At 42.5% G+C, this 20,083-nt stretch carries 15 protein-coding genes, 1 pseudogene and 1 riboswitch; all 16 genes and pseudogenes read right to left on the bottom strand.

Annotated features, from left to right (window positions below; genetic code table 11):
- Positions 1-77: 77 nt before the first annotated feature.
- A complete protein-coding gene (locus tag E3K36_11915) occupies positions 78-1,931 on the bottom strand; it encodes an FAD-dependent oxidoreductase (protein MCF6155931.1) in 1,854 nt (617 codons plus the stop codon).
- Positions 1,928-2,764: a hypothetical protein gene (locus E3K36_11910; protein ID MCF6155930.1), complete on the bottom strand. Its 837-nt coding sequence runs from the start codon at positions 2,762-2,764 to the stop codon at positions 1,928-1,930. Before E3K36_11910 ends, E3K36_11915 begins: the two co-directional genes overlap by 4 nt.
- A gap of 260 nt (positions 2,765-3,024) precedes the next feature.
- Entirely contained in the window at positions 3,025-3,405 is a 381-nt protein-coding gene (locus E3K36_11905) for a hypothetical protein (protein ID MCF6155929.1), read from the bottom strand.
- A gap of 198 nt (positions 3,406-3,603) precedes the next feature.
- Positions 3,604-4,344: a zinc metalloprotease gene (locus E3K36_11900; protein ID MCF6155928.1), complete on the bottom strand. Its 741-nt coding sequence runs from the start codon at positions 4,342-4,344 to the stop codon at positions 3,604-3,606.
- An 852-nt stretch (positions 4,345-5,196) separates the two neighbouring features.
- Positions 5,197-6,054: pseudogene (locus E3K36_11895) on the bottom strand (zinc metalloprotease).
- Between the two features lie 210 nt (positions 6,055-6,264).
- Positions 6,265-8,190 carry a hypothetical protein gene (locus tag E3K36_11890; protein MCF6155927.1) on the bottom strand — a complete coding sequence of 642 codons (1,926 nt, stop codon included), beginning with the start codon at positions 8,188-8,190 and terminating at the stop codon, positions 6,265-6,267.
- 88 nt (positions 8,191-8,278) lie between these two features.
- Positions 8,279-8,391, bottom strand: a riboswitch (cyclic di-GMP riboswitch).
- Between the two features lie 1,269 nt (positions 8,392-9,660).
- A complete protein-coding gene (locus E3K36_11885; GenBank protein ID MCF6155926.1) occupies positions 9,661-10,848 on the bottom strand; it encodes a peptidase S8 in 1,188 nt (395 codons plus the stop codon).
- Positions 10,849-11,220: 372 nt separating this feature from the next.
- A complete protein-coding gene (locus E3K36_11880; GenBank protein MCF6155925.1) occupies positions 11,221-11,442 on the bottom strand; it encodes a hypothetical protein in 222 nt (73 codons plus the stop codon).
- 90 nt (positions 11,443-11,532) lie between these two features.
- Entirely contained in the window at positions 11,533-11,931 is a 399-nt protein-coding gene (locus E3K36_11875) for a hypothetical protein (protein MCF6155924.1), read from the bottom strand.
- Between the two features lie 251 nt (positions 11,932-12,182).
- Entirely contained in the window at positions 12,183-13,301 is a 1,119-nt protein-coding gene (locus E3K36_11870) for a radical SAM protein (protein ID MCF6155923.1), read from the bottom strand.
- 494 nt (positions 13,302-13,795) lie between these two features.
- Complete coding sequence (locus E3K36_11865; protein MCF6155922.1) at positions 13,796-14,566, bottom strand: hypothetical protein; 771 nt, start codon at positions 14,564-14,566, stop codon at positions 13,796-13,798.
- Positions 14,567-14,670: 104 nt separating this feature from the next.
- Positions 14,671-14,976, bottom strand: a complete 306-nt coding sequence (locus tag E3K36_11860) for a DUF1360 domain-containing protein (protein MCF6155921.1) — start codon at positions 14,974-14,976, stop codon at positions 14,671-14,673.
- Positions 14,977-15,223: 247 nt separating this feature from the next.
- On the bottom strand, positions 15,224-16,603 hold the full coding sequence (locus tag E3K36_11855) for a hypothetical protein (protein ID MCF6155920.1): 1,380 nt from the start codon (positions 16,601-16,603) through the stop codon (positions 15,224-15,226).
- 207 nt (positions 16,604-16,810) lie between these two features.
- Positions 16,811-17,845 carry a DUF2278 family protein gene (locus tag E3K36_11850; protein ID MCF6155919.1) on the bottom strand — a complete coding sequence of 345 codons (1,035 nt, stop codon included), beginning with the start codon at positions 17,843-17,845 and terminating at the stop codon, positions 16,811-16,813.
- A 41-nt stretch (positions 17,846-17,886) separates the two neighbouring features.
- Complete coding sequence (locus tag E3K36_11845) at positions 17,887-18,246, bottom strand: hypothetical protein (protein MCF6155918.1); 360 nt, start codon at positions 18,244-18,246, stop codon at positions 17,887-17,889.
- Positions 18,247-18,497: 251 nt separating this feature from the next.
- Positions 18,498-19,112 (bottom strand): YkgJ family cysteine cluster protein, encoded by a 615-nt coding sequence (locus tag E3K36_11840; protein ID MCF6155917.1) that lies wholly within the window; start codon positions 19,110-19,112, stop codon positions 18,498-18,500.
- Between the last annotated feature and the right edge of the window lie 971 nt (positions 19,113-20,083).

Genomic DNA, 20,083 nt, shown 5'->3' with positions numbered 1-20,083 from the left:
CTTCGGCCAGATACAACCTGTTTTGTGCACGCCTGCTCAAAAGGCGTTTATTTTACAAGAACTTACATTATCAAACATCATCCCTGATCCCTTATAGCATAGTCCAGCAAATCCTCTACAGCCAGACCGATATCTCCATTCGTATGCTTATTTGCATACTCTTCGATGATTTTAAACTCTTTTTTTCTAAGGTTGATACTCAACGTATGAGGCATAGCAACCATTACTTTTTCTGCAGATATTTTCTCGTATTTTTCATTATAATATTTTTTGAAGGAAGATTTGTCTTCAGGGTTCTCCAGGTAACTCATTACATCTCTGGCAGCCTCTATCCCACTGATATAAGCCCCGTGTACGGATAAGGGCTGGTATTGATTATTGTATGCCGGAGCGGTAGCTTCTCCCGCCCAGAAAACAGGGAGTGTTTCGAGTGGATTCTTCAAAGTTTCACGGGCATTTTTAATCTCCTCAATACTCATTCCTTCATTGTAACTAACATAGGAATTTCCACCCCTTGACCACTTATCTGCCCCCCAGTCCTTGCGGTGAACGTTTGGTTCATCATTACTTTTCCAAACCAGTTTTTTCTTCCAGTTCCACTTGCCTTTCATGTTGTATATTTCTTCTATTCGCTTGAATATATACTCAGCAGCCGTTTTGTTATCGTCGATGTTCTTTATAATTAAGTAATCAATGCCCATCATTAAGGCGGTAAGAACATAAGGGCCGTTTTCCAGATAAGGGAAGGACGTGAAGAATGTCCGCGGCTGAGGATTTTCTTTTTGTTTATGCCCGGTTGGATTGACTAAAAGTGCCATATGATTGTCATTTGTTATATGGTCATACCCCCACACACATTCCTTGAATTGTATGGTAAATTTGGCAATTGGCCCCGGTTTTATGATGCCAAAGACTTTCTTTTTTTCTTCGGGGAAGAACTGCCCAAAAATATGCGATCCTTTATGCAGGAGCATCCCAACAGAAAAGGTGCAAATCACAGCATCTGCGGTAAATTCCATCCCGTTTCTTGTTTTTACCTTGATCCCTTTTCCGAATTTTTCCACCATGGTAACTTCGTGTTCATAAAGAATCTTCCCTTTTTTTTTCCCAGATACTTCTCGTTTAAACTCTTTCAGTATAGTCTTCGGGAGTTGGTCGAAACCACATCTTTGTTTATCAGGACCGAGCATTTTGAATTCATAAAGCTCTTCACGGAGCTGATCGGATACTTTATCAAAGGTCAGTCCTGCAACGCTGATGTTGTCTTCAACAGATTTACAGTGAGGGTCACCCGTGTGATTCGGTGGACAAAGTTTGGCAGGCAAGCCGTCTAGTGCCAATATCCCTGGTGTATGGGATGAGATAGCATACAATGCCATATCATGCCCTTTTCCCTGATACTTTATCGACTCGACAAATTTTTTTGCCGATTGATCACCATTAGTGATGTCGAAATTTTTAATCTTTCCGAAGAGCCCAGAATTTTTAAGTCCCATTTTAAACAAATTCTGGTCATACGTATGTGCCCACGTAGCTGGTTGGGGTAAATTCCAATTTGGATCGGGATCTCCGGGAAAAGCGACCCGAACATGATTGAATTTGGAGTACTTTTCATAACCGAATTTCTGGCGTTCTATCTCTGCCCAGAACTCTTTATATGGATCTTCATCAACGTGGATGAAATGAGCCCCCTCTTCAATTGGGAATCCTTCTTTTACGGCACCTCCGTCATCGGTGAGCACAAAATCATTCCGGGAACTCATTCGCCCGCCAACACGATTTGCTGCCTCAAGTATTAAGATGCTCTTTCCGGCATTTTTCAGTTCTCTGGCGGCTGTAACACCGGCAATACCTGCTCCTAAGACAACACAATCAAAATGGTCTGGCATAAGCGATCTCCTTAAAAATGAGTATATGAAACAATGTTTCATCCCTCAAACACTAAATCTTCGGGTAATTTTGTCATTTTTACCCTATTTCCCTTAACTTCTACTATGTTATCGAAATGTGTAAAGTGTGTCTCTGAGATTACTACAACGCCCTCTGCTCTCCTTTCTAAGAATTCCTTAAAACCTTCGACAGGACCGCCAGCCTCTAAATATTCAGCAAGGCGACGAAATAGTTTTGGAAACAAAATATGCTGCTCTGAAATTGATTCCAACCCATCTATTTCAAACCCAGTATTGGTACGATCCTTAGCCCAGATTTCGATATTTGCCTGGCGTGCCTGTGTAACTGCTTGAGTCAATGCATAGCGGAGATCTGGGAATAATCCTTTATAGTACGTTGGATAGGCCAACCCTGCCTTAATCAATTGATAATTTAAGCTTTTACATATCCAATCTCTATCAAAGAAAACCTTAGAACCATCAGGCTCGGGTGGCGATCCTGAGAAAACAAAAGCTACAGGACGTCTATTCGGCTCCACATTCCGGCTGATGATATATCCATCGGTACCATCATTTGCCTCAGTTATTCTAGTCCGTAATACATCCCATTGAACACATGTGATGTTAAGCTGGTGCAACAAAAAATCTAAAGCCCTTGTAGCTAGTTCAAATGGTTGGTGTGTATTTCGATAGTGAGTTTCTAAAGTATCAATTGCTTCAAGGCGCAACTGCGCGTGCTGCTGTGCATTCAGATTAACAGGTGGACCAAATAATTTAGCCCAATTTACCTTGTTATCGGCCTTGAATCGAATAGAATCTCCATCTGGAGAGTAACCTAAAACGTGGAAAGTGCCTTTAATTACATAGAATGGCATAAATTGAATTTCCTTTCATGGTGAATGGATAGGTAATGCTAACTTCTTTTCGTTGCGTGATTATAAACAAGATATCTTCTGTCATAATCGTATCTGTTTTTTTGCAAAAATTTAAACTTTTTCCAAGCCTTGAGGGCATCTGCTAAGCCGAATCCCGTTGCACCGTCAGCCCCTTGATCTGCTATTAAGGGGGATGTTCCAATTTCCCATTTACCTGTAGTCTTTATAGTTTGAAAAAAGGTTGCCAATCGAAGTCATTTCTACTTTTTTATCATCAAAACATCCTCAGTACATGAAATAATATTTATTGTATACGACGCATTTTCTTTATCTTCAAAATAGATATTTATTTTATCTTTTCCTTCTGCTTTCCAATACCCGGAAATCTTAGCTGGGAGATCTGTCGGGCCTATACCATATTGAACAAATTCTCCATTTTCTTTTATCTCAAATCCAAATCTGCCTCTGGCCCTGGGAAAATTATAATTGCCTGGTCTGAAAACCTTTGCCTCTTTTGTATCTTCTTCGTAAGAATGTATCCAATGCCCGAAAATTTCCTTAGGAAGATCGTTATTACTTCCCATAGTTTGGACATTAAAGAATAGCAATGAAAAAAAGAGTAATGATTTTGTAATTTTCATAGTTCGATTCATTCCTTATAAAGGGGCATGCAGAGGGTTGTCTTCCGCATGCCCCGCCCAAAAATTATTATGCAACTATTTTGTTTCTATGGATTTTTTACGTATTTTTCTTATACCATACAAGATTAGGATGCACGCCATGGCTGTTATCGATCCCTGGCCACAATTACCACCACTTGGCGGACACTTTAATCCGTCTCAACTCATGATGGCCGATCTCGGTCCGGTTATTGCAGCATCCATCCGTGCAGATTGCCCGTTAGTGAACATAACCATGCAAGCGTCATCCGTATAATCCATATAGTCCATGAATATGTCCCCATTCGGGTCATTGTTACAGCTGACATTCGGAAAGGTGGGGCAACCATAATTCATGCACTCCTGGTTAGGGGTGTCATCAACAAGATCGGAACCACCGCATTGGTCTCCACCAGGACAATCATCACCCCAGATGTGGCGCAAGTTTAGCCAGTGTCCAATTTCATGGGTAGCCGTCCTCCCCTTGTCAAAGGGCGGAGCTGCCGTTCCGGTATCACCAAATGCAGTATAGGTAATTACTACCCCGTCCGTATCAGCCGGGCCTCCGGGGAATTGAGCATATCCCAGGAGACCATTTGCCAGGTTACATACCCATATGTTTAAGTATTTGTCTCTTGGCCAGGCATCACTTCCGCCGCTGCTGGAAAATTTCACCGTATCGTCAGAACCAAATCCCGTTGCAGTTGTTGATTTTCTTATAATACCGTTTGTAGAGCCACCGCCGGGGGACCTGCAAGCAAGGGCGAATTCTATCCGCGTATCCGCTATCAGGGATTGAAATACTGACGGAACCGAGGACACATCAGCATTTAACTTTCTGTAATCTTCGTTGAGGATACGGATTTGACTCTTAATTTGCTCATCCGAAAAACCTCCTTTCAAGAGGTAGAAGTCATCAATTCCGGAAAGACAGGTAAATCCCCATCTTCAAGTTTTTAACGACGACATCCGTTTGCCTTGCTTTTTTTATCGTTAACCTATCTCATGGAATTCCTTGACGTTATTATCTTCATTACATTCTGAAAGCTCGTTTTTATAATCTGCTTTTACCTCCAGATCGGCATCGGGATTATAAACCCAGTATGGCAAAAAGAAGGTAACCGTTGCGGTATCTCCTGGTCCAAGCGCCGGAGTAGGAGCATCGGCAGTAGTAATTGGTTCCCACGCCGAGCTTGTATCGGTTAACCGGGCTACAGTAGATCCGGCAGGGGCATCACCAATATTCTTAATGGTGGCGCGGATTACTGAACGTTTATTTTGGGCGTCCCACTCCGGCCTTTCGATCTTCTCGACGATCAGATCAGGGCAGCCTTTCGTTCCAAGACACCGTGGTAAAATGTGTTCAACGTCGAGCGTTTCAACCTGCTCATTCTTACCACCTGCAGTATATACTGCAATTACTTCCAGTTCAACCTCACTCTCGATGACTACAAATCCCTTGATAAAATCTGCATTCGTACGGGTGTGCTCAAAGATATCCCTGTTATCGATTTCAAATGCCTGATAGGGGCCGAGTTTGGCCTTAAATAAATCAGAAACGGGACCCGGCTTCTCACCCGGCAAGGCAATAGAAAACCTTTTCTTCAGGATGATATTTTTGTCTGTGGGGTTACCAACATTAATGGCAGTCCAATATGACCCGGGAGCCACAACCTTACCATCGGACTTTCCGCAGATGAATTTTATTTCGTACTGGAACTTTGCCTTCACATCATCCGGACAGATTAATCCGTCTGAGCTTTGAATGGCCAATCTTGGCCCTGCCAAAGCAGCATCCATTCTTGCTGATTGCCCATTCGTGAACATCACCATACATGCGTCATCCGTATAATCCATATAGTTCATGAACAGATCCCCATTCGGGCCATTACTGCAGCTTACGTGCGGAAAAGACGGACAACCGTAATTGGAACACTCCTGATTTGGCGTGTCACCAACAGAATCAGAACCACCGCACTGGTCACTTCCAGGACAGTCATCACCCCAGATGTGAAACAGGTTTAACCAGTGTCCGACTTCATGGGTTGTTGTCCTTCCCTTATTAAACGGAGGAGCCGCCGTTCCGATATCGCCAAATGCCGTATAGGTGATAACCACCCCATCCGTGTCTGCAGGACCTCCGGGAAATTGAGCATAGCCAAGGAGACCTCCCCCCAGGTTACATACCCATATGTTTAAATACTTATCCCTTGGCCAGGCATCCCTTCCCCCCTTTGCCGTAAATTTAACAGCATCATCATAGGTAAATGACGCTGTATCTGTTTTTGTTCTTGTAATACCAGAGGTAAGTTTGCCCTCAGGATCTTTACAAGCAAGGGCAAATTCAATTTTTGCATCTGTTACCAAAGTTTGAAATACCGATGGTACTGTGGATACATCACCATTTAACTTTCTATAATCTTCATTGAGAATACGGATTTGACTCTTGATTTGGTCATCTGAGATATTCTGCTCAGGAGTATTATATACCACATGAACAACTACGGGGATCTTCACTATTTCTGTTCGCAATACCTCCCTGAGTAAGTAACTTCTTGTAAGATTCTCAATTGCTAGCCTGCTGTCTCTGTAAGCTGGAACAGTTTTCAGGAGTCTTTCATGAACCTCCATGGTTCCACAGATCCTTTTCTTTTCCTGTGCGTAAATTCCAGGGGAATACACGAAAAGCGGTATTACAAAAAGAGAAAAAAATGCCATGACTAGAATAAGAGCAGACCTTTTCATGTGAAAAATCCTCCTTCAGAAAAAATATCGTTACAAAAATTTTTTTCAGTTTTAAGAAAAGACTTTTGTTTTGAGTGAGTAAATTGTGAAAAAAACTTACTCAATTTGAACTTTAATTGTATATGCGCCCACACCGGTCGATGAATAATGCCTGATTTCTACAAAATAGTTACCGGGTGTGAGAGTTTTACTGATCCGTGAATTTAAATTGTTTCCTCCAATATCATCATTTTCTGCAATCAGGGTTGTTCTGTTGTCAGGGCCGAATAGAGACATACGGGTATCTGTTTTTCCTCCTGTCTCTATCGTGTATTGCCCATTGGTAACTACCGTAAACCCGAAGACATCTTTTTCACCTGGACTATCAATGGAAGCATTTGTGGGAGGGGGAGGAGCTATAATTACCTCAAGCTTTGTAATAACCTCTTCAACGTTCGGATCGCCAATTCCAACGGCAGCCCAGGCATTCTGAACTGTAATGTATTTTTGTGTATCTCCCGGAAAAATAACCGCCACTGCATCTAAAGTAGCCTCTCGCGCATCTATAAAGTCAGAATTTGAAGTCAACCAGTTAATTTGTGCTTCATAAAAAATTCTACCCATATTGAAAAGTCCCATACCTTGAACTGTAATCCCATGATGTGTTCCTCCTTCGGACATAAGGTAAGCAGCTTTGTTTGGTATACCGCTATTGAAATGCACACACCCATTGTGCCTGTCGTTTGAATCATAACATCTTTTATCCAAATTACTTCCATTAGAATCAGGCACAACAAAATCATCCATATGATCAGGTTGATTACCACGTGGAGGATTATCCATATACCGAAGGGCATCTCCGGGAGTGCCAGGAGTAAAAATGTCTTCGCCAAGCATCCAGTCTGACGGATCAATCAAAACCCCAAAAATATCTGAGAGAGATTCATTTAATGCCCCTGATTGATTTTCATATATAAGCCCTGCTTCACTTCCTGTAACTGCGTGCGTTAACTCATGAGCCACCACATCCAAAGCTTGGGATAATGGAGAAAAAACGGTTCCATCACCATCTCCATAAACCATTTGTTGTTCAAAAGGACTCCAGTATGCATTATTAAACTTCTCTTTATGATGCACTGTTGATCTAAGGGTTGCGCCTGAGTTATCATAGCTATCACGACCATGATTATTATGGTAATAGTTGTAAACGGTACCGGCATTATCGTGGGCTGCATCAAGTGCTGCATCCCCCATAGAAACTTCTCCTTCCGATCGCTTTAAAGTTCCCGGAAGAATTGCTCCGTTCTTACCATCGTACGTTTTACGACTTAATACGAACTGGAGATCATTATAGAAATGAATGACATCACCCGTGTGGGCATCCACATAGTAGACAAATTCCCCGAGAGGATCCTCAGATTTCAGGCGCGCCTTCCATGCCAAATGTGTTTTATCTTCATAATTGTATACAATTAATTCAGCTTTCAGTTCCTGCGCAGGTTCCATTCGTAGGTTTAAATCCCGTTTGGCCGCATTAAATATAGCAGTAATAGCATCAGAACGCTGGATCGCAGGCGAAGCGTTTAAATCAATATTGGGTAAATAATGCCCATTCACAACCTGAACTTCTTTGTTATTGTTGATATGAACTACGATTTGTTTTCCCTCAACAGGAAGCGACTTATAAATCTGTTGAAGCTTCACATGTTCCCAGCCGCGCTCGTCTTTATTCACATCACGAATGGTAAGTTCTTGTTCTATATCAGTCATATGGAAAAGAGTCTTGTTTGTTTTGAAGAAGCGGATTGCGATCTCTTTAGCATCAGCATCAATCTTTTCACTCAATTTACCAGCTACTCGAACCGGAACACCTGTTTTATTATCCCATCGAATTTTAATCGTTGGATCAAGCTGCTTTAATTGATTGATCACGGCTTGTTGCCGGTCTGTTTGGGCATATAAATGAGGAACAGATGTATCGGCCCAGAGGCACAAGACAAAAAATATTGCAATTACAATTGCCATCGAAGTAAAATTTTTCATACATGGTCCTCCTTGCAAAATACTCAAAATATTTTGAACATCACATAAAGCAAAAAAGCCTTGCTGCAAAGATATTTGTTAAAACATCTTCGGCAGTAAGGCTGTCTCATAGGCGGTTCAAACTGTTTAAACCGCTTAAAACGGCTAGCAAGACCCTTTACTTTGCGTCCCCAGATGACTCTGGGGTTGCCTTTATCGATATGTTTTAAAAACTACGTTGTTAGACCACTCGACTATTGAAAAAATGGCTTTTTCTGAAATATATTTTTGTTCATTTCAGTAAATCCCGGTAAAGGCAGAGTTTTATCTGTCATTCCGATAGGAATGCCCTGCACGTTAAGACACTTTGCTTCCACCCAGGGTGACAGGGAAGGGTGTTATGTAATCTGCTGAATGTATGTACAATTTAGGCGCAAATTCGATTCCATAGCAGGTAGGGAAAAGTTTATCTCCTCAATTTGCCAATAAACTAGGGGTTCTCGTCTCTATGGGGTTCTTCATCCATCCACTGCCAAATGAAAAGTGTAACAGGAAAATGTTACACTTTTTCAGATAACAAAGAGGTAACTGGATGCATAAATAAAACTGAAAAACCGGGAGGTCTCATAAAATCAATGGATTAGCTATTACGGCAGGGAGTTCGCGAGAAGCGCTATATTGTTACACTTTTTGCAACATCTCTGTAACATCAATCTATGAAATGTTACATCTTCCTGATTTCCCATGACATAAGCCTCTCTCTACCAACATTCGAATTTTTGTAATTCTGCATTCCCGGACTACCTGTTAAGATGGGCGACACTTTAGTCCTTCCTGCCGGTATTTCTCTCCTTAGGATTTATCTTTCTGGTATCCCTGATTCATGCACCTTGTCTTCCTGTCATTCCGTCTCCAACCACCCGTTGCTCCCTATCATCGCTTTATCACGCTACCCCTCAGCTTGATAGGCTTCCTCTTTGATAGGTCTAGAGGTCTGGGCTTCGCCTTTCCCTAGCAGGCTCGCCGTTACAACAGACCGAATCGAGTTCGTTAACCTACGGACTAGCTCTTCACCGCCCGTTGCTCCCCACCACACCTCACGGTGTCGCAGTTACGGTCGGTTACAGGGCAAAAAGCGTTTTCCCTGAAAGGGACTTTCACCCTTCCGGCATTGTGCACTTTCGGGCGCGCTAGTGGCAATTCATGAATTGCCACTACAGGCAGTATTAACAAGGGGATTTTTGCACAGACTCTAAAGGGTTGCCCTGCAAAGAAAATCCTGACTGCAAGATAATCCGTGAGATTTATATTATCAAGTTATGAGTAGGGTGGATTAAGGCGTTGGTTTTTACGCCAAATCCACCACTACTATTTCCGAAAAGGTTAATTCGCTATCACTTAATCCACCCTACCACTACCTGCTTAAATAAAATGAAAATTCCTATACAACCAAGGTATGGTCGCATGGATTATCCAGGTTAACCAAACACCTTACACTTGAGGAGCGCGAGCCAACCCGGCACCAATGTCAAAAGGATCTAATCCACTTAGGCCATCGGTAATTGCTGTGCCGATCAGCCGGGAGGTCAGGTGCAAAGAGGTAAGCACTCCAGTTTTCTTAATCTTCTCCGCCCATAGTGCAGCCACACCGGCAACATGGGGAGTAGCCATACTGGTTCCGCTCTTCGAACTTAACCCACCTCCAAGCTTAGCAGAAAGAACTCCAACACCCGGGGCAGAGACATTGGCGCCGGTATTCGAGAATGCCGCAACTGTGAAGCCATTGTCTCCCTGGCCAAGGGCAGCGACTGAGATGATGCCCTCGGCTACAGCAGGCGGACTGACCGCAATCTCGAAGTCTGGATTTTCATCCCTTCGACTCTCATTGCCTGCGGCTGCGATGATGATAGTCGCCTGTAAAAAAGCCCCCTGGGCTCGTATAAGCGAAGCGAGTCGTTCGAACAATTGCACGTTTTCCCTGTAGCCCTCCAGTGCTCGGGAGGTTGCCAATTCAGAGGGAAAACCTTGTGTTTCCTTTAACCACTCAACATAGCCCGGAAAGTCCATACCCAGGGACATGGAAATCACATTGGCGCCATTCTCTACGGCCCATTGGATAGCGCTGACGATCTGTTCACTCGATCCACCTTCTGCACCAAGCACCTTACCAATCAGTGCCTTCTTCACCCCCGGTGCAACCCCTATCCGTACGTCATCGACTGTTCTGCCAAAAATGGTGCCGGCACAATGCGTACCATGCCCATGCTGATCACCGTTGCCTTCGGCTGTAAAGTCCTTCTGAACGATGTTCACGCCTGAAAATGCCGGATGTGAACCATCGATTCCCGTATCAAGCACAGCAACTACGACCCCATCGCCGGTAAAAGGCGATGTATCCGCCCCTACGGCTTGTATACCCCAGGCAATTTCACCGGCGGCAGGCCTTGTGGTGGCTTGATCCTCAAAGGGGGTGATTAGCTTCATCGGGAATGAGGGAGCAACAGCGAGGACATCGGCATTGCGAGTTAATGCTAAGATTTTGCCTCGGTCAATCTCCTCGACCTCGACGGACAATCCTGCGGGGATTGATTCGACTCCCCGTGGTTGCGAGAATGGTCCAAGGAATACGTCACGAGTAGCTTCACGAGTGGTCCGTAAGACAATGTGTTTCTCTTTCATAATATTTCTCCTTTCCTTATCTAAAGTGTTTGAAATTTTTCACAACATCGTATTAGACCAAAACTTTAATAAAAGACTTTTGTTTTGAAAAAATTGCGATAAAAACTGACATTAAATTTAGAGACATTTTGTTCTAGGAATTAAGGTCCAGCTTGAACTTTAATTGTATATGCGCCCACACCGGTCGATGAATAATGCCTGATTTCTACAAAATAGTTACCGGGTGTGAGAGTTTTACTGATCCGTGAATTTAAATTGTTTCCTCCAATATGATCATTTCTGCAATCAGGGCTGTTCTGTTATCAGGGCCGAACAGAGACATACGGGTATCTGTTTTTCCTCCTGTCTCTATCGTGTATTGCCCATTGGTAACTACCGTAAACCTGAAGACATCTTTTTCGCCGTTATCTCATAGCGAATAGACCTTGTATGTTCACCGTACGTATCGATTTCGACTCCTACATGTACCTGCACAGAAGCACCTTCGTCGCATAATTCCTGAATATCTTCAAGTCCTGCATTACTAAGATTATTATCTCCTGCAATATAAGCTAAAAAAGCCCAACGTTTTTCCGGGGCACACTTGCCAACCATACTTTGACCTCCTCTTATAATCATCCTTAAATACTCGATCTTTACAAAAGTTGGAGGAATATCATATCCCTCCAACTTCTTGGGCAATATTTAAGTAACAATGCCGTCTACCGCCTCGGATATTTCCATAACTTGCTCAAAACCTACTGTTTTTACATTAGCCAGCTTATTCTGGAAGTCCCGAATAACACTAATTGAAAAATTTTTCCATTGGCTTTCGTTGAGAAGATAGATATCGCCTCTATAATGCAGATGGGCTATCTTGATTCCTCCAGGCCATTGCCAGGAGCGTAAACGGGCCTTTTCTTGTTCTCCTGACACAATATCTCGTGGAGTAAAAGGATTTTCTGCCATGAGTGACTCGATGGGCACAGGTTTGAGTTTATATTCCTCTATAGTTTTTCCTATCAGATCAATGTTTTTAAGCCAAAGAGGTGCCGGTATCCCATATATCCATCGCCTTACCAGGAAAGGATTTATTCCATCCATTGTTTTACCCTCCATAAAGTATATCGCTTACTGAATACAGAAAGAGAAATTATAAATTATGTAATGCCTTTTGACTCTTATTTGCTTATAGATAAACAGATATTGCACTTCCCAATCGTTGGGGGAGGGCGGCCCTTTTTCATACTGTTTCCATCTACCAGAAAATGATTCATTCCATTTAGGGAATTCATCGTTATAAACCCTTTCAGGTGTTTGATGCTTTTTACAGAAGCGTGATGTAAATTCTCATTCTATTCTCCAATCATACAGTTTGCAGTATGTACTTCTATTAGATTGTTAAAAAAGACTGATCCAAGTTTTTCCTCAAGGGTTCGGAAGGTATTAAATGCAGTAATAATCGCAGTTCTTTCTGAAGCGCATAAGAACGGACTTACCCGGTTATAATACCCGGATGAAAAATAATTTGAGCAGCCGCACCAATTCATGCAGTAATCCTTCAGACTACACGATATGCATTCGGTGTTAATTTCTTTGTCAGGGTCTGTTTTGCAAAACATTCGCTCTCTGTTTAACCCATCAGTGATATTGCCAATACAGTGTCCATTTCCCGTGTCTGCGCCGATAAGTCTCTCGCAGGGATAAATATTTCCAGAAGGTGTGAAGGCAAACTCTCCGGTTCCCATTCTGCAGCGTTCAAGCGGTTTGTATCCTTCGCGCAAAATAGCGGCTATCTTGCTGTCAATTAAGCTGATAAAATGGGGATTTTGCTGAAGATAATAATCAATATACTGTCTTGAAATCTGACCATAAATTTCAGGAAGTAATTCAGCTTCTTTTTTCGACCAAGGCGCTGAAAAATCAGGGTTTAAATAGATCCGCTTTAGTCCAAGGGAAGCAAGATATTCCACAACTTGAGGTAAATATTGAAAAGTCTCAGGATGATAAACCGCATTAACAAGAACGGAGGAGAGAACCTCTTTTGCGCGTCTTATCGTGTTCGTGACAACAGTTGAACTTCCCTTACCATTTGGGAAGTACCTAAACGTATCCTGTATAAATGGAGGACCATCGCAACTTAAGCAGAATCCTATATTGTGTTCATTCAAAAAATCAGCTATTTCATCAGAAAAAATTGTCCCATTCGTTACAACGGTAAGCTCTACCAATGTATTATTAAACGATGGATGATTTTCTATCAATTCAGTTATTTTTTTCATGAGTTCAAATTCAAGAAGCGGTTCGCCACCGAAGAAACCGATATCAATCTTTTCTTCAGAAGGGGTATTTTTAAAAACAAAATCAATAATCTTTTTTGCGATGGATAGAGACAGCGTCGTTTCCTTTTTGTCGATGTAACAATAATCGCATCGCATATTACATCGTTGCGTAATGCATAGTGTATATTTCATTGTAAATTCCCTTCCCTGTTGCCAGGTAATTACACGTTATTCAAATGAAAATAAAAAAGCTTTCCTGCAAAGATATTCATTAAAACATCTTCGGCAGTAAGGCTATCTTTTTACCGTGTGCGGTAAGGCCGTCTTTTGTAGCTACGTCCCTGTATATTCAAAAAGACCCTAAGACACTTCGCTGCCGCCCAGAGTGATAGGGAAGGGTGTTATTGTATCTACTGAATGTGTGTACAATATAAAGCGCAAATTCGATTCCATAGCAGGTTGAGAAAAGTTTACCTCCTCAATTTGCCAATAAATAAAGGGTTCTCGTCTCCATAGGGATACTTCCGTCCATCCGCTGCCAGATGGAAGGTGTAACAGGAAATGTTACACTTTTTCAGATAAAAAAGAGGTAACCGGATGAATAAATAAAACTGAAATGCCGGGAGGACTTATAAAATCAATGGATTAGCCATTACGGGAAGGGGTTCGCAAGACGCACTATATTGTTACACTTTTTGCAACATCTCTGTAACATCAATCTGTAAAATGTTATATCTTCCTGATTTTTCAAATACGTATAAATAGAAATATTTTTGAAACTTAACCGATAGCTCGATGGCCGTACCAAGCTCTGCACCTCTTATATTACTTATCTCACCAAATACAACCCTCTCTTCCTCACTCCTTGCAGCAACTATCGCCTCCTCGTAATCTAGTCCATCAGGAAGGAATATAAGCCTTTTGTTATCCCTCTTTTCATCTCTGCCCGCCTGGATGTGCCTTGCTCGCACCTCCCACCACATCTTAAGCAGGTGATAGGGTCGCGTGGCATCCCCCGCATGGGTTGCATCGTCCCAAATCCCCCTCCCTTCGTGCATGGCCGCTCTTTCGGCCTCCAGAAAAGCGTCATGGTAACCACGTGCATAGCCATACTTTTGAAAGTAAGGGCTGTATCCCCATCGAACCGCCTCTAAGTTATAGTTTTCATTTTCCGTAATCACATAAGTCAAAGGACGATTAAAGAAATCGATGATTTTATAATCAGCCTCATATTCAAGCTTTGCTCTATTCCCTCTATCCTGAAACCATTTTCTTGTCCATTCAACTGTTTTGGCACCAAAACGGGTTACAGGCTTTAAGGGTTTACTGTTTTTGGTCTCTTCAGTATCAGTACAGGGAGTTCTCAGGCTGGTAAGACTTCTATCAAGTTTTACCTTCACTGTATCTCCGTCTATTACCTCAATGACTTCATAATTGCCACTCAGTTTTAATCCCATCGTAAAAAACCTCCTTCTATTCAAAATGACAACAAAGTCTTTCCAAAAACGCACGGTGTATGCGTTCGCATATATATTGAACTGCTTGCATATTGTTCAAGGTTCTACTTTCCCGCCTTATCCATCAACCAACACATTAAGCTCCATTGAAAGGCACTCAGCCAAGCAATTATTATTGCAGTGAAAAAGTAATCCATCAGCCACCATGACTCAAAGAGTCCAGGCCGATAGATTGCAACTAATGCAAATGCAACCCAGTGACCAAAGCAGTATCCACAGGATATCAACTCTCCGAAAAAGGCATTTCTCCTTTTTACCCATTCCCGCAACGGCAAAAAGAGCTTTGTCTCCGTTATCGTAAAAGAGATCGAGGCGGTAATAAATGATAAATAAATTACCTTTTCTATCATGGACTCTTGTTCTTCAATTCACAAGAAAACGAGAGGTTGAACAATTGCGAAGTTGTAAAAATAAAATTGTCAATTCTCCTCTTCTCAGTTTCTCATGCTCTGGGTTTTTCTCTGCGTGCGCTGCGCCTTTGCGGTGAACTATTATTTTGACAAGCACCCGCTTCTACAATGAACCACAGGTCTCAACATATACTTTTTCAACCAAATGTTGATTATCATAATTCTCCTCCATAATTACAATTTTTCTTTATACTCTGTGTGAACGATTATCTCTTATAAATATCTTACCAATAAACCACAAGCAACCAACTATTATCAAAGCTCCAAATATATAAGCGCCTATGAATATATTCCTCCTCATAACATCAACTTCGTTGCCGGTCAGTGGTTTAAATAAATCAGGTTCTTCGATAATGAGTAAAGAAGCACGTATGAAGATACCTATAATGATAACTACGCAGAATCCCAATACGAAGGGCTGAAAAATACTTGAATACGGAGGCAGATACCAGCAATCAGCATGTTGCCAAAAAACCCGATAATCAGCCTTGCTATTATTCTTTGTAAATTCCTCCCAGAGTGAGGTGTACAAACCATTGCTCTTTTGAAGAGCAGTCGTAACAGTCACCATCAAGCCTACCATAAGGATAGGAAATAACTTGATGAGATCTGGCAGATCAGCAGGAATCCGTCCAAACGGCGATTCAAGCGAACTAAGTCTGGAATCTAATTTATCTTTGCTAGCTTGCAATTTTGTCATATCATTATTCATCTTATCCAATTCTTCTTTTTGCACTCTTACGGCCTCTTTTAGCCTTTCAACAAGCATGTTAATCTTATTTTCCAGCAACCCAAATGACTTTTTTACTTCATTTTGAAGTTCTTGGGCTACATCTAACTTACCTCGTGGGCCTGAATAATTACGCCAAAAATTCGGGTTTTCTTTTTCAACTCTATCGATATACTTTTGAATATCCTCAATTCCTTGCTGGGTTATATTCTGCAAATCAATATCTCCAACCATGTCAGATGTTATTTTTGCTTGCTTGATTGGTTCCTCGATTTCTTCCCTAATGTTATTGAGCAAATTATTAAACCACATCTCAATATACCAGTGTACACCGTCATTAAATGTAGTAATATCAGATGGCAAGAAAAAATCCCCAATCTTTATAGATCCAGACTGCTGTACATTAGGTGGCATATTAGCAATAGGTTGCTGGATAATAAATGATTGTTGTACAGAGGCTGACTGCTGGATGTGTGTTGATCGATTAGATGTGTTAGAAGATGACTCAGAATGAAAGACATTCCAGAGATCTGACAATATTCCTCTCAGATGTTGAGGAAAATCCTTTATTTTATTTTCAATATGAGCATGATTTGTCTTGATATTTTGGCTCAGGTTTGTAATACGCTCAGACTGGCCTGATAATTGATCAAACTGTATTTTCTTATTGTCTAATGATTTTTTTAATCTGGGCTCTTGCTTTTTGTATTCAAAATAAGGTTCCACTACATAGAAATGGGCAATGAGGGCAAACAGGAGACCCGCACCAAGAAGGCGGTTTACCTTGTTCTTACTCGACCTCAAATCATCCAATAGTACATCATACAATTGTGGCATAGCTTATTCTCTTGATCGAGACACTTCACGAGTTCCATTTAATGGATTCACCTGCACTGAATCTGCCGTCCCAATTTCCCTTCTATAAAGAGAGGACTTCGTCGTGAGCGCTCTGTCGAACGATCAAGGGGTGTGTAACCTTTGTTTTCCCTCAAAATCCTCAATAAGTCGCGCAGCACGTGCTCACTATGGTATCCAACCACCACTCTAAAAGACTATCGTCCAACCCTGCCGCGCCACCTGTTCCCTGGTATAGGAAACGCCGTCGATCTTGAGTCCTTGATTATCGAGCAACGTAATAATACCGCCGGCATTCGACAATTGTGCGCCTTCGCCAGATAGCATGACAAGCGTAGTGGCGCCGGGATTAAGCTCCTGGGCGGCAAGAATAGTCTTACGCTTATTCTTGTCGGCAATTGACCAGTCCTTAAGGTCAATCGTATCTGGAGTTGTGTTCAACAGCGTCACCCGTTCGCGACCCACCTCATCTCCCTTGGGGTTAACCATCGCCGCCACAATACGAATGCGCCCGTCGGGTTCCTCTTCAATCGGCGGGACAGGCGTGAGCCGATGACCGGTAACATCGTCCGTATGCCATGCTTGCGACTGGAAGGCCAGGAATACCCCCACCCACTGCTCCGGGAACAACAATTCTCCGCCGCTCCCAATCATGGCAGGAAAATGCAAGAGTAACCCACCGTCCTGCCACACACCGTCCTGCTCAATGAAACTACCGACGTTACCCTGATTCATGTGAATATCATGTATGCCGTTTCCTGGCAAAAAACCGAAATACCGGTCGCGCTGGTTGTTTTCGGGTCCCCAACGTTCACCGAAGGCGTAGACGGTTGCGTCTTCATCGTCAATCGCACGCTGAATATAGGCATCGAGCTTTTCGTTGAGATCGTTGTCGGGGCCTGGCACGCTATACGGCAAAGGGCGCATCTGCGTGCGATGAAATAGGTTGCCGCGAATGAAATCCAGCGCAATTCCTCCTGGTCGGCGCGGAATTTCGGAAAATCCGTGACTCAGCTCCGATAAGCCAACCATGAGAGGATGTCGAAAATCTTCTACAATCAGGTACAGGAGCTCGGATGGCGCCAATTGCGACTTGACGTTTACGGCAACGCGATACTGTGTCGCTCCCGCCACAACGTTGATCTGATAGTGCGGACTCGGTCCGGTTCCGGGGCGACTGTCGATCACCCGCCCTTTCATTACACCGTAGTTCTTGAGTGGCATTTTTACGTCTCCTATTGGTTAATTTGGTGTTAAAACCAAGACTATAACAAAGAAAGTTCGCTGAATAAACACTCAAATCTTTTATTCATTTCATCCTCTTTGAATAGCTTTAATTTCATGATAGTTACCCTTCGGCTTATGGATGAATAACCGAGGCTAAACAAATCACCAATTTCTTTATTCGTATACCATCCGGTACTCCATAAAAGATAGATCAATAAGTCGCGATTAAACTTATTTGAATCACTTATCCTTGGTGATTGTAAAAAATCATTTACATCACATTTTAATACCTTTGCAGCTTTATTGAGAATGGTTTTGGGGTTCTTTCCCCTGAGAACTTGCCGCTTTTCCGCTCCTGGACCAAAATCCTCTTCCCTTGGACTCTGAAGAGAAGCCACAAAGGATATATAAATATCAGTTGCTCTTTGAAACAGTTTCTCAGCGAAGCGGCCGAACGATTAGGATAAGCCGCCTCCAAAAGTGTTGGCGCTTTTGGAGGTCAATCTTCACTAATTCTTTATAACTTTTCATTGTCTTTTTTTTGAACTCGCAACCCGCAACCCGTACCCCGCAACCCGCAACTATCTTTAATTTTAATATTTACACCCTCACAATCTGCGCCCATCTGTGAAAATCGGCGTCTAATTAATTACATTTTCCCAGTATAAGCCTTCTGATTACTCTGATTAATCTGCTCATTTAGATCGGGATTCAGGACTTTTCTATTATAATCCGCCCACACCTTCCATCTTTTATCGTCTTTACAATCAAACCCGCGACAGGGTACAGGACGATGTTCATGAACCGAACAATGGAAGGTCTCCTTATCTAAATGAACACAGTAGCCATCGGTATCATGGGCGATCAGATAGGGACGGCCGAATTCCCAACGGACAACCCTCTCCTCAACATCCTGCCTGGACAGGGCAAAGGGCAGTTTGCAGCAGTTCGCTTTACAGATGTCAAGCCTGCCCTGGCAATCGGCACGCGCCTCATGTTCAAAACTATATTTATCACATTCAGAGGCTTGATACATCAGGCCCATACCGCTTTCAGTAAACTTTCGTACGAGTCGTTCGGCTATCTGCTTTTTCCGTTCATCCAGTTCCTCAATTGAGAGCAACCCTTTTTCATTGAGGAGTTCAATCAGGGCGTAAAGGAAAGATGTGGATTCCAGGGTCTTCTTTGTATTATCGTTGATGCGGATATGGGTATACAGGAGGCCCGCTGAGAGTTCTTCGGTTATTTTTGATAGGAACTCCATTAATTTCCCATTTGATGATTCCATTTTTCAACTTTTATCCTTTCTTTTAGACAGGATTCGCAGGATTTCTACAGATCAATAATCTCTTCCAAAACACTTTAGCATACCGCAGAGACGCAAAGTTCGCAAAGATTCTTACTAAGAACAAAATACGATCTTTCTCTCTTTTCATTATTCTCTCTGCGTCCTTTGTGCCTTTGTGGTGGACTATTCTCTTAACAAACATCCGCTTCTGCAATGAGCCACCGGCCTTAACATATACTTCTTTCTCCAGATATTCATTACCATCATTTACCTCCTTATTTAGCACATTGTTTTTTGAGCAGTTTTGAAATGTAGCAAGACTTGTCCTCACACCGATCCATCTTTTAAACTTAAGATTTAATATACGGCCTCTTGGTCCTTCCTGATTTTAATCTCAGAAGTAACAAAAACTTTAATAATACAAAATTTGATGCAAATTCCGTGTTTATTTTTTTGTTTTGTCATTTTAAAAGATTTGACCCTCATCCCTTCGACCCTCATCCCTTCTATTCTTCCCTGCCACACCTCCATAGAAAGCTTTAAGACACAGCAGAGTCCCTTCGCTCCGGCAAGGTTGTGTTGTCCTTGCCATCTCCACTACTATACGGACTCATCCGTCACCCTCTTGTCTGTCTGCCCATTTCGCCGTGGGACTTATAGGGCTTACCTTCGTTCCTGATATTTCTATCAGGGACAAGGAGGGTTTCCCCAGTTGCTACTGCTCCTTTCTATCCGTGTCGCCGCTGATACCCCGCCATCGTTCTTTTCGCTATTAGCCAATGTTGGTAAGAGAATTCTGTCTTCACCTAATATTAACAGGCTCGACCAATGGAGTTACACTTTTCCGAGGCTACATCTACGTTCGCGTAAGTTACGACCCGGATATTCGCTCACCGGCCTTACGCCGACTTTGTCGATGGGCTTCAGAAGGCAATGTTTCCATCGCC

Source organism: Candidatus Brocadia sp., assembly GCA_021646415.1.
Classification (GTDB): Bacteria; Planctomycetota; Brocadiia; order Brocadiales; family Brocadiaceae; genus Brocadia.
This window is presented reverse-complemented; position numbering and strand designations above follow the sequence as displayed.

Bases quoted from the DNA above. Each gene is read 5' to 3' on its own strand.
- E3K36_11915 (MCF6155931.1), bottom strand. From the start codon at position 1,931: ATGAAACATTGTTTCATATACTCATTTTTAAGGAGATCGCTTATGCCA.
- E3K36_11910 (MCF6155930.1), bottom strand. From the start codon at position 2,764: ATGCCATTCTATGTAATTAAAGGCACTTTCCACGTTTTAGGTTACTCT.
- E3K36_11905 (MCF6155929.1), bottom strand. From the start codon at position 3,405: ATGAAAATTACAAAATCATTACTCTTTTTTTCATTGCTATTCTTTAAT.
- E3K36_11890 (MCF6155927.1), bottom strand. From the start codon at position 8,190: ATGAAAAATTTTACTTCGATGGCAATTGTAATTGCAATATTTTTTGTC.
- E3K36_11885 (MCF6155926.1), bottom strand. From the start codon at position 10,848: ATGAAAGAGAAACACATTGTCTTACGGACCACTCGTGAAGCTACTCGT.
- E3K36_11880 (MCF6155925.1), bottom strand. From the start codon at position 11,442: ATGGTTGGCAAGTGTGCCCCGGAAAAACGTTGGGCTTTTTTAGCTTAT.
- E3K36_11875 (MCF6155924.1), bottom strand. From the start codon at position 11,931: ATGGATGGAATAAATCCTTTCCTGGTAAGGCGATGGATATATGGGATA.
- E3K36_11870 (MCF6155923.1), bottom strand. From the start codon at position 13,301: ATGAAATATACACTATGCATTACGCAACGATGTAATATGCGATGCGAT.
- E3K36_11865 (MCF6155922.1), bottom strand. From the start codon at position 14,566: ATGGGATTAAAACTGAGTGGCAATTATGAAGTCATTGAGGTAATAGAC.
- E3K36_11860 (MCF6155921.1), bottom strand. From the start codon at position 14,976: ATGATAGAAAAGGTAATTTATTTATCATTTATTACCGCCTCGATCTCT.
- E3K36_11855 (MCF6155920.1), bottom strand. From the start codon at position 16,603: ATGCCACAATTGTATGATGTACTATTGGATGATTTGAGGTCGAGTAAG.
- E3K36_11850 (MCF6155919.1), bottom strand. From the start codon at position 17,845: ATGCCACTCAAGAACTACGGTGTAATGAAAGGGCGGGTGATCGACAGT.
- E3K36_11840 (MCF6155917.1), bottom strand. From the start codon at position 19,112: ATGGAGTTCCTATCAAAAATAACCGAAGAACTCTCAGCGGGCCTCCTG.